At 69.3% G+C, this 10,729-nt stretch carries 9 protein-coding genes; 8 read left to right on the top strand and 1 reads right to left on the bottom strand.

Features of this window, described 5'->3' with window-relative positions; translation table 11 throughout:
• The first annotated feature begins 43 nt into the window (after positions 1-43).
• Positions 44-973, top strand: coding sequence for a DnaJ C-terminal domain-containing protein (locus ACP696_RS18165; RefSeq protein ID WP_426014886.1), 930 nt, complete (start codon positions 44-46; stop codon positions 971-973).
• A gap of 11 nt (positions 974-984) precedes the next feature.
• Here the strand turns inward: ACP696_RS18165 and ACP696_RS18160 are convergent, their stop codons facing one another.
• The gene (locus tag ACP696_RS18160; RefSeq protein ID WP_426044131.1) at positions 985-2,286 is read right to left on the bottom strand and encodes a hypothetical protein; all 1,302 of its coding nucleotides are present in this window, start codon (positions 2,284-2,286) and stop codon (positions 985-987) included.
• A gap of 221 nt (positions 2,287-2,507) precedes the next feature.
• On the opposite strand from ACP696_RS18160, the gene ACP696_RS18155 reads away from it, so the two are divergent.
• From ACP696_RS18155 to ACP696_RS18125, 7 genes are all read left to right on the top strand, one after another.
• Positions 2,508-2,825 carry a PepSY domain-containing protein gene (locus tag ACP696_RS18155; RefSeq protein WP_426014882.1) on the top strand — a complete coding sequence of 106 codons (318 nt, stop codon included), beginning with the start codon at positions 2,508-2,510 and terminating at the stop codon, positions 2,823-2,825.
• 13 nt (positions 2,826-2,838) lie between these two features.
• Positions 2,839-3,519, top strand: coding sequence for a response regulator transcription factor (locus tag ACP696_RS18150; RefSeq protein ID WP_426014880.1), 681 nt, complete (start codon positions 2,839-2,841; stop codon positions 3,517-3,519).
• A gap of 217 nt (positions 3,520-3,736) precedes the next feature.
• Positions 3,737-5,125 carry an ATP-binding protein gene (locus ACP696_RS18145; RefSeq protein ID WP_426014878.1) on the top strand — a complete coding sequence of 463 codons (1,389 nt, stop codon included), beginning with the start codon at positions 3,737-3,739 and terminating at the stop codon, positions 5,123-5,125.
• A gap of 383 nt (positions 5,126-5,508) precedes the next feature.
• Positions 5,509-6,849, top strand: a complete 1,341-nt coding sequence (locus tag ACP696_RS18140) for a hypothetical protein (RefSeq protein WP_426032744.1) — start codon at positions 5,509-5,511, stop codon at positions 6,847-6,849.
• Between the two features lie 55 nt (positions 6,850-6,904).
• Positions 6,905-8,032 (top strand): c-type cytochrome biogenesis protein CcmI, encoded by a 1,128-nt coding sequence (gene ccmI, locus ACP696_RS18135; protein WP_426044130.1) that lies wholly within the window; start codon positions 6,905-6,907, stop codon positions 8,030-8,032.
• Positions 8,029-8,520, top strand: coding sequence for a cytochrome c maturation protein CcmE (gene ccmE, locus ACP696_RS18130; RefSeq protein ID WP_426014872.1), 492 nt, complete (start codon positions 8,029-8,031; stop codon positions 8,518-8,520). The genes ccmI and ccmE overlap by 4 nt, the downstream gene beginning before the upstream one ends.
• Positions 8,521-8,701: 181 nt before the next feature.
• The gene (locus ACP696_RS18125; RefSeq protein WP_426032749.1) at positions 8,702-10,678 is read left to right on the top strand and encodes a heme lyase CcmF/NrfE family subunit; all 1,977 of its coding nucleotides are present in this window, start codon (positions 8,702-8,704) and stop codon (positions 10,676-10,678) included.
• Positions 10,679-10,729: the final 51 nt, after the last annotated feature.

The following is a 10,729-nucleotide window of genomic DNA, read 5'->3' as shown; positions in this document are numbered from 1 at the left end:
GCCTAATTGAGGCGTCCCCGGTCTTTCGAAGTGAGGAGCCTCCTTGGCGCGCGACCCCTATACGGAACTTGGCGTTTCCCGCACCGCCACTGCGGCCGAGATCCGCAAGGCGTTCCACAAGCTGGCCAAGGCGCACCATCCGGACACCAATCCGGGCGACAAGAAGTCGGAGGAGCGCTTCAAGCAGGTCACGGCCGCCTTCGACATCATCGGCGACGTCGACAAGCGCAAGAAATTCGACGCCGGCGAGATCGACGTCGATGGTCGCGAGACCGCGCGCGGCGGCTTTGGCGGGGCGGGCTCGCCGTTCGGCGGCGGCTTCAATCGAGGTCGCCCAGGGGCGGGCGGCGGCGACGGCCCGGAGATCGACCTCAACGACCTGTTCGGCGACATCCTGGGCCGTAATCGCGGCGCTGGCGCCGGCGCCGGCAGTTTCGGCGGCGGTTTCTCGCCCAAGGGCGCCGACGTGCGCGCTCGTCTCGACATCGACCTGGAAGAGGCGATCAAGGGCGGCAAGAAGCGGGTGGCCTTCTCCGACGGCCGGACCATCGACGTGACCATTCCGGTTGGCGCCCAGGAGGGCCAGACCCTGCGCCTGAAGGGTCAGGGCAGCCCCGGCCGAGGCGGACAGGGCGACGCGCTGATCGAGCTGGCCATCAAGCCGCACCCGATCTATCGCCGCGAGGCCGACACCCTGGTCATGGACCTGCCGATCTCGGTGCCTGACGCGGTGCTGGGCGGCAAGGTCGAGGCCCCGACGCCCGACGGCCCGGTCACCCTGTCGATCCCCAAGGGCTCCAACACGGGCGCCAAGCTGCGGCTCAAGGGCCGGGGCCTCTCCGACGGCAAGGGCAAGCGCGGCGACCTGTTCGCGCGGCTGGTGGTGACCTTGCCGGAAACGCCGGACGCCGAACTGGAGCAGTTCGCCGAGACCTGGCGGACCCAGAGGCCCTACGCGCCGAAGCGGCGGTAGGCGCTTTCGGCCTAGCCTTTCCCGGCCGGCAGCACGGCCTTCTTCACCAGATACGCCCCCTGACCCAGGCCGAAGATGGCCAGCAGGGCGGAATCGACGTCGGGCAGCAAGATGTCCTTGGCGATGTCGAGCAGCAGCATCACGTGGATGCTGGACACCGCGAAGATGCCGGCCGCCACCACGCTGATCAGGATCATCTGGAAGTCGCCCAGGTCGGTCTCGCCCTCGCCGTTCTTGAAAAGGTCGAGGAGCCTGGCCTTGACCGTTCCGGCCGTCGCAGCGGGCATGTCCTTGGCCGCGGGGGTGTTGGCCGCCCTGTTCGCCAGCAGCGCCGCCGAGGTCGCGGCGACGGTGGCCACCTGCACGGCGGTCGTGGCGCTCAGGGTCGCGCCGGCCACGGCCGGATCGCCGGCGTCAAGATTGGCCACGGCGGCGGTCGAGCTGTTGGCGGCGTCGGCGGCCGTCTTGGCGGTGACCGCGGCGGTCTGGGCGTCGGCATTGGCCGTGTCGCTGGCGGCGTTCTGCTTTTGGGTGGCGACGAGTTTCGCGCCGCCGAAGGTGACGGCGCTCAGTCCCGTCAAGGCCAGCACATTCACGGTCAGGCCGATCCCGCTGATGAACTCGGCCCCCAGCAGCAGGACGCGCAGCACCAGCATCGAACCGTAGGCGATGGCGACGACGCCAAACCACAGCGCCAGCTGGAACTGCGAGTTGCTCAGCCGTCCGTCGTGGCCGGTGATGAACCGCAGCGGCTTGCCGCCCGAGGCCAGGAAGGCGACCGACAGCAGGGCCGCCGTCACGCCGCAGACGGTCCAGCCGACCATCCACGGGTCGACCGGTCGCGCGATCCCGGTGATCTTCATGACCTTGGTCGCGGTCACCGGATCATCGACATCGATCCAGACGAGGTCGGCCCTGCCAGGCCTGGGCGGGATGATCCGCTTGTTGGCCCCTAGCCGCAGCGCCTGCTTGTCCGCCTGATTGACCACCAGCATATCGAAGGCCGGATAGCCGCCGTCGGGCTGGAACCGGATCGAATCGAAATTGGCGGCCTTGGCGGGGACAAGCTTGCCGTCCGGGCCCGGCAGCGCCTTGAGGCCAACCCCGACGATCGCGCCCGAGAATTGACTGAACGTCAAATTGGCGGGTGACGCTGGCGGCGTGGCCGTATCCGAGAGGGCCGGGGCGAAGGGCAGGGCGACGGGCGGGGCGACGGGCGGCGGGGCAGCCCGGGCGTGGGCGGCGCCGGCCAGAAAGGCGCCCAGGACGACGGCGGCCACAGCCACGCGCCAGGATGTCATGACCAGTCGCATCGCTCCCTCCCCAGAAAACCTTGCCGAGCTCTCCGCGATTTTACGCGCGAAGATTGCACTCTAGAATGGCCCAGTTTTCGTGACAAGCGGCTCGGCGGCGCGAGAGACAGCCCCTGGACGCGAAGGGCTTGGCGCCTGTCCGGCCGTGACAGAACGACGCGACCCGTCCATAACGGCCGTGTTCAGCCTCTATTCAGCCGCGAGGCTCTAAAACCGAGCCCATGAAGCCGATCAACATCCTTTTCGCCGCCCTGCTGGCCGCCTCCGCCCTGCCGGGCGTGGCGTCGGCGCAGCGCGGGCCGGACTCGCTGGGCGCTGACTGGCGCGCCCGGCAGGATCAGGCGCGGGGCGGCGTTCAGTCGGGCCAGCTGGTGCCACTGGGCCGGGTGATCGAGCAGATCGGTCGCCGCACGCCGGGCCGCGTGCTCGACGCCGGCCTCGAAGGCTCCAACTATCGCGTCCGCTGGGCCACCACCGACGGCCGCCGCATCGACTTCATCGTCGACGCGCGGACCGGCCAGATCCTCAGCGCCAACTAAGGTTTCCTGTTCCATGCGCATCCTGCTTGTCGAAGACGATCCCGACCTGTCGCGCCAGCTGAAGCTGGCCCTTGGGGACGCGGGCTACGCCGTCGATCAGGCGCCGGACGGTGAGGAAGCCCAGTTCCTGGGCGAAACCGAGCCCTATGACGCGGTCATCCTCGATCTCGGTTTGCCCAAGGTGGACGGCGTGTCGGTGCTGGAGCGCTGGCGGCGCGGCGGCGTGGCCACGCCGGTGCTGATCCTCACCGCGCGGGGTTCGTGGAACGAGAAGGTCGCGGGCTTCGACGCCGGCGCCGACGACTACCTGACCAAGCCGTTCCATACCGAAGAACTGCTGGCCCGCCTGCGCGCCCTGCTGCGCCGCTCGGCCGGCCACGCCTCGCCCAGCCTGTCGTGCGGCGGCCTGCGCCTGGACCCGCGCGCCGCCCGAGCCAGCGTCAATGGCGAACCCTTGCGCCTGACCTCGCTGGAATACCGCCTGCTGCACTACATGATCATGCACCAAGGCCGGGTGATCGGCCGCACCGAGCTGGTCGAGCACCTGTACGACCAGGACTTCGACCGCGACAGCAACACGATCGAAGTGTTCATTGGCCGGCTGCGCAAGAAGCTGGGCAGCGACCGGATCGAGACCGTGCGCGGCCTGGGCTATCGCCTGACGCCGCTGGAAGGCGAGACGACAGAGGGTTAGAGCCTTCGCCAATTCGTTTTGGCCCGGCCCAAATCTCCGCTCATCCCGACGAAAGTCGGGACTCACGCTGAGGCGGGGTGTTGGATCAGAGCGAAACCGCGAGGTTCGGCTTGAGTCCCGACTTTCGTCGGGATGAATGGAAAAAGGGGGGCGAGGTGAGCGAAACGGAAAAGCGTCCCGAGCCCCTCATCGTCCCTTCAACGGGCTTGCGCTAGCCATGTGGGACCTCAGCAAGCACTCGCTCGTCCGTCGGCTGGTGCTGCTGGCCGGGGTATGGAACCTGGTCGTGCTGCTGGTGGCGGGCGTTTTCCTGACCGCCCAGTTCCGCGACTCGGCCATCCGCCGCTTCGATTCCGCCCTGACGGTGCTGACCGACGATCTCTATGCCAGCTCCAGCGTCGAGGACGGCGTGGTCAAGGCGCCGTTCCTGACCGACATTCGCGCCACCCGGGTCTATTCCGGCCGCTATTGGCAGATCCTGGAAATGCGGCCACAGGGCCTGCGAATAATCGACCAGTCGCGGTCGCTGTTCGACAGCTCGCTGACCATCCCCGGCGCCCAGGCCGAGCGGCTGGCCGCCGCGCCGGGCAAAACCCTGTTCTTCGACCTGATGGGACCGCAGAACGCGCGGCTGCGAGCCGCCGCCATCCTGACCCGCCTGCCGGGCTATCCTCGCCCCGTGGTGTTCATCGCCGCCGAGGATCGGGCCCCGATCGACCGTGACGCCGACATCTTCGCCCGCAACACAGCCATCGCGTTGATCCTGCTGGGCGCGGGCCTGGTGTCGGCGGTGGTGGTGCAGGTGCGCGTCGGTCTGTTGCCGCTGTTTCGCCTGCGCCGCGAGGTGGGCGCCGTGCGCCGTGGCAAGGCCGAGCGGCTGGAGGGCGTCTATCCTGAGGAACTGGCGCCGCTGGCCGGGGAGCTAAACGCCCTGCTGACCCATAACCAGGAAGTCGTCGAGCGCCAGCGCACCCATGTCGGCAACCTGGCCCACGCCCTGAAGACCCCGCTGTCGGTGATGCTGACCGAGGCCAGCCAGCAGCCTGGCAGCCTGGCCGAGGTGGTCGAGCGCCAAGCCGCCACCATGCGCGAGCAGGTCGATCATCACCTGCGCCGGGCCCGCGCCGCCGCGCGCTCCCAGACCTCGGGCGAACGCACGCCCGTCGAGCCGATCATGGACGAGCTGGCTGCCACTCTGGAGCGGATCTTCCAGGACAAGCCAGGGGGGCGGGGCGTCGAGATCGACTGGCGCTGCCCCGACGACCTGGCCTTCCAGGGCGAGCGTCAGGACTTCATGGAACTGGCCGGCAATGTCATGGAAAACGCCTGCAAGTGGTGCAAGGCCAAGGTGCGGGCCGAGGCCGTGGCCAGCTCGCCCGAGCAGTTGACCCTGACCGTCGATGACGACGGCCCCGGTCTGCCCCCCGACCGCTGGATCGACGCCCTCAAGCGCGGCCAACGCATGGACGAGCATACGCCAGGCTCGGGCCTGGGTCTGTCGATCGTCGACGAACTGGCGCGGGCCTATGGCGGCTCGGTGACCCTCTCGGCCTCGCCGCTGGGCGGGCTACGGGTGACCCTGGTGCTGCCGCGCTCGGAGGGGTGAACCTCTTTCCTCACCCGTGAAACGGGGGAGGTGGCGCGGCGCCGATAGGCGAAGTGACGGGGGGGCGGTCCCAGATTCCATCGGCGACGCCCGTTGGATCAGCGAACACTTCGCTCGCGGCATAGCGCATCACCGACCGTCCCATTGCTGCCGAGTCAGCATCGCGCCACCGCCCCCGCCTTACGGGTGAGAAGAGATCAGGCGAGCCCCACAACCTCACATCGCGCACCTCTCAACCGCACATCGCAAGACACCGGTTTCCGCCATCCAGCGACCTTTCGACGCTGTGGCTCGAACAGCAAAAACTTATGGTTTCGGAAAGTCTTAACCTCGTTGACGACATGGTTGACGCGGGCCCCAGTGGGCTGCTTTTGCGGGGAGTTATGGCCGGGGTCGTCGCCAACAAGTTGCTGATGGTTCGGAAGCTGGTGGAAACCGCCCCCGACGCCGCTCTGCGCAGCCTGGAGCTTGCCTTGTCCGGTCCGGCCGGAGGGCAAGGCGCCCTGGCGTCGGTGCGTCGGTTGGTCGAGGACGAGACCGCCGCCCGCTATATTCGCAACAGCGTCCTGGCCCCGATCGTGCCGCTGTGCGCCGCGCGCGACAGCGAACAGACCTCTTTCCCGCCCCGCGTGCTCTCCCTGTTGTGGGAGGCCTTGAAGATCGACTCGCCGCGCAAGATCGAGGAGGCCGCGGCGCGCTGCAATCCCTGGGACCTCGAACAGGGTCCGCCCGAGGTGTTCAACGAACTGTGCGAGATCGCCGCCCGGGGCGTGCGCGCCCAGACCGCGCCGGGCTTCGTGGCCCTGGGCCAGATCTGCGACATCGACGAGTTGGCCGCGTGCCTGGAGCTGTCGGCCATCGTTCGCGCCGCCCTGCCCAAGCTGTCGGAATGGATCAGCAAGATGAGCGAGGAGCGCGCCTCGTCCGCGCGCCTGGCCTATAACGACGCCTGCGAGATCCGCGACGACGCCGGACCGCTGTTGTTCGAAATCCTCGCGGCGCACCTGCCCGACGATTTCCGGATCCTGCGGGTGATCTCGGCGGTGATGGAGCGGCCCACCGACAAGTTCTGGGCCTCGTCCGAGGTCGGGGTGTTCGGCGAGCGGGTGCTGACCGACATCGAGAAGAACATCGACTTCATTCGGACCTTCGACGCCGACCGGGGCGAAGCCGAGGGCCGCAAGGCGGCGCTGGCCGCACAGAGGGTCGCGGCGCAGATCACCGAGTTCGAACAGTCTGTCGATCTGAACAAGGACGGTCCCTGGGGCAGGCGGATCGGTAAGTACAAGCAGGGCGTCGCCCAGACCGTCGAAAGCCGCATGAACGCCGCCGAGAAGGAACTGCTGGCGGCCCTGCCGCTGCGGCCGATCTCGATCCTCGGCGGCAAGAATGGCAAGGGCATTCCGGCGCTGACCGCCGAGCCCGACGAGCGCTTGGTCAGCCGCGTGACCGCAGTGCTGGCCTTCGTCGCCGACGTCCGGTCCTGCGCCGCCCAGAGCGGCTATGGCGCCAGCCGGGCCAAGGTGCTGGAAAAGCTCAACACGCGTCTCGACCAGTATATCGAGGACATCCTCTATGTGGTCCGAACCGGCGAGGGCGGTGATCGGGCCCTGGCCCAGCGCTATCTCGACCTGGCGGCCGGCCTCATCGCCTATAGCCGCGACGAGAAGACCGCCGAGATCGTCCGCCGCCGCGCCGCCGCCGCCGTGGCCCAGGCGGCCTGATCCTTACGCGATTTTTTCGCTAACGGCCGTCGCCATTCCCCTTTAACACGCGCGCATGATCGCTTTCTGGATCGCTGCGGCGGGATTGTCGGCCGTCGTCGCCGCCTTGGTGCTGCGCGGCGCCGCGCAGGCCTCGCTGGGGGCGGGCGACGACGCCAGCCTGGCCGTGCATCGCCGACAGGTTTCCGAGATCGACGACCTGGCCGACCGCGGCCTGCTGGCCGACGGCGAGTTGAAGACGGCCCGCGCCGAGGCCGGCCGCCGGTTGATCGCCGCCGCCGACCAGCAACAGGCCTGGCCCGTCGCCGATCCCAAGACCCGGCCGCTGATCCTGGCCTTCGCCGCCCTGGCCCCGCTGATCGCGCTGGGCGTCTACGGCGCCGTCGCCGCGCCTGGCCTGGGCGACCAGCCCTACCTCAAGCGGGTGGCGCAGTGGCGCAACACCGAGCTCTCGCAACTGAGCCCCGACCAAATCGCGGCGGTGTTGCAGGAAACAGCCAAGGCCAAGCCCAATGATCCTGAACTGTTCAGGCTGCTGGCCCTCACCCGTCTGCAGGCCGGCGACCCGACTGGCGCGGCCCAGGCCCTGCGGCGCGCCGTCTCGCTGGCGCCCGACCGGGTCGATCTGTGGGTGGGTCTGGGCGAGATGTTCATCGCCGAAGCCAAGGGCGAGATCGGAACCGACGCCAAGCGGGCCTTCGCCGAGGCGCTGAAGCGTGACCCGGCCAATGTCATCGCCCGCTACAACCTCGCCAAGGCCCGCATCGCCGAAGGCGACCTGGCCGGCGGCCTGGCCGACTGGAGGGCGGTGCTCGCCGCCATGCCGTCCGACGACCCGCGTCGCGCGGGTTTCGCCGAGGAGATCGTCCAGACCCAGGCGCGCGGCGGGCTGCTGCCAGAACCGACGGCCCCTCAGGGGCAAGCCGCCGCGCCGGCCGGCGACGGCTCGGGCGTCGATGGCTTCATCCAGGGCATGGTCGCCAGCCTCGCGGCCAAGCTCCAGGCCAATCCCGACGACGCCGATGGCTGGGTCAAGCTGGTGAGGGCCTATGCCGTGCTGGGCGACACCACCAAGCGCGACGCCGCCCTGGCCCAGGCCCAGGCCCGCTTCGCCGGCCAGCCCAAGGTGTTGGCCGCGCTGCGTCAGGCCGCCCAGGCCCCCAAGGCGGATACGACATCATGAGTTTCCTGCCCAAATCCCGCAAGGCGCGCCGCCGCCTGACCGTCCTGGCGGTCGCCGCCCCGGTGGTCGCCCTGGCCGTCGGCCTGGCCCTGTGGGGCATGCGCGACGCCATCTCGCTGTTCTACACCCCCGCCCAGGCCGCCGCCGCCCATGTGCCGGCCGGCCGCAAGGTGCAGCTAGGCGGGCTGGTGGAGAAGGGCAGCGTGGTCAAGCACCCCGACGGCCTGGTGGAGTTCGTGGTCGCCGACCAGCGCGCCACCAATCTCGTGCGCTACCAGGGCGACCTGCCCGACCTGTTCCGCGAGGGCCAGGGGATCGTCGCTTCGGGCGCCTTCGACGAGACCGGTGTCTTCGTCGCCAAGCAGGTGCTGGCCAAGCACGACGAGCGCTACATGCCGCGTGAAGTGTCCAAGGCGCTGAAGGAACAGGGCGAGTGGCGAGGGGATGGCCAAACGCCGTCCTACTCAACAGGGAAGCCCGCCTCGTGAGCGTAACGCTTAAATTTCCTTCCCCCCTTGCGGGAGAAGGTGGCGGCCCCAGGCTTGATCCGGGGCCGACGGATGAGGGGTCGCGCCGACCTGTCCGCCGTGCGCGGCTGACCTCGCCTTCAACCCCTCATCCGTCGCTTCGCGACACCTTCTCCCGCCAGGGGAGAAGGGAAGGTTTGGCATGATTACCGAGTTCGGCGCCTACGCCCTGATCCTGGCCCTGGTGCTGTCGGCCCTGCAGATGGGGCTGTCGGCGGTGGGCGGGGCGCGGCGGATGTCGGTCCTGACCGGGGCGGGGCAGGGCGCGGCCCTGGGCGCCTTCCTGTGCACAGGCCTGACCTTCCTGGCCCTGGTCCATGCCTTCGTGGTGTCGGACTTCTCCGTGGCCAACGTCGCGGCCAACTCCCACACCGCCAAGCCCATGCTCTACAAGGTGGCTGGCGCCTGGGGCAGCCACGAGGGCTCGATGCTGCTGTGGTGCCTGGTGCTGACGGGCTTTGGCGCGGCCATGGCGGCCTTCGGCGCCGCCCTGCCGCCGCGCCTGCGGGCCTATGCGGTGGCGACGCAGGGCGCGCTGGGCGTGCTATTCCTGGCCTACACCGTCTTTGCTTCCAACCCGATGACCCGGCTGATCAACGTTCCGGTCGAGGGGGCGTCGCTCAATCCGCTGCTGCAGGACCCGGCGCTGGCCTTCCATCCGCCGTTTCTCTACTGCGGCTATGTCGGCTTCTCGGTGGTGTTTTCGTTCTCGATGGCCGCCCTGATCGAGGGCCGGGTCGATGCGGCCTGGGCCCGCTGGGTGCGGCCCTGGACCCTGGCGGCCTGGAGCTTCCTGACCGTCGGCATCACGCTCGGCGCCTTCTGGGCCTATTACGAACTGGGCTGGGGCGGCTGGTGGTTCTGGGATCCAGTCGAGAACGCCAGCTTCATGCCGTGGCTGATCGGCACGGCGCTGCTGCACTCGGCGGTGGTGCTGGAAAAGCGCGGCGCCCTGCCGGGCTGGACCGTGTTCCTGGGGCTGGCTGCCTTCACCTTCTCGATGCTTGGCGCCTTCCTGGTGCGCTCGGGCGTGCTGACCAGCGTCCACGCCTTCGCCGTCGATCCGGCGCGGGGCATCCTGCTATTGACCATCATGGGGATCGCGGCCGGGAGTGGCTTCCTGCTGTTCGCCCTGCGCGCCCCCAGCCTGAACAGCGGCGGGTTGTTCGCCCCGGTGAGCCGCGAGAGCGCGATCGTCGTCAACAACATCATCCTGTCGACCGCCACGGCGACGGTATTGCTTGGCACGCTCTATCCCCTGATCCGCGAGGCCATGGACGGCGAAGCGGTGTCGGTCGGCCCGCCTTGGTTCAACCTGACCTTTGTTCCCTTGATGGTGCTGGCCATGGCCATCCTGCCGGCCGGACCGCTGCTGGCCTGGAAGCGCGGCGACGCCCGGCTGGTGATGCGCCGCCTGTGGCTGGCCCTGGCCTGCGCCGCGATCCTGGGCCTGGTGGCCTTCGCCGTGATCGCGCCGCGCCATGCCCTGGCGAGCGCGGGCCTGGCCCTGGGGGTCTGGCTGGTGGCCGGCGCGGTGCTGGAGCTGGCCGAGCGGGTGCGGGCTTTCCGTGCGCCCTGGGCCGAGGTCCGGCGCCGGACCGTGGGCCTGCCGCGCGGCGCCTGGGGCATGACCCTGGCCCATGCCGGCCTTGGCCTGTTCGTGCTGGGCGCGTCGTTCGAGACCACCTGGCGCGTCGAGGCCGCTCAAGCCGTGAGCGTCGGCGGCCAGTTGAAGCTGGGCGCCTATGAGCTGGCCCTGACCGACGTCGGCGCGGTCGAGGGCGCCAACTACATCGCCGAGCGGGGGATCGTGAAGATCACCCGCGGCGGCGCTCCGATCTGCACGGCCCAGCCCGAGCGCCGCTTCTATCCGACCGGCCGCCAGACGACCTCCGAAGTGGCCATCTGTCCACGGGTGCTGGACGATCTTTATGTGGTGCTGGGCGAGCGCCGAGCGGGCGCGAACGGCCAGCCCGCCTGGCTGGTCCGCGCCTTCGTCAATCCGTGGGTTCGGCTGATCTTCCTGGGCCCGTTGATCATGGCCCTGGGCGGCCTGATCTCGCTGTCGGACCGCCGGCTGCGGTTCGGCGTGGCGCGCAAGTCGGAGACGGCGGCTTGAAGATCGCCTCCTCCTTCCTTCTCCCGCAAGGGGAGAAGAGAAGGGGTGTGC

Source organism: Caulobacter sp. DWR3-1-2 (assembly GCF_049896225.1).
Lineage (GTDB): Bacteria > Pseudomonadota > Alphaproteobacteria > Caulobacterales > Caulobacteraceae > Caulobacter.
The sequence above is the reverse complement of the archived record's forward strand: the minus strand, read 5'-3'. Positions and strand labels throughout refer to the sequence as shown.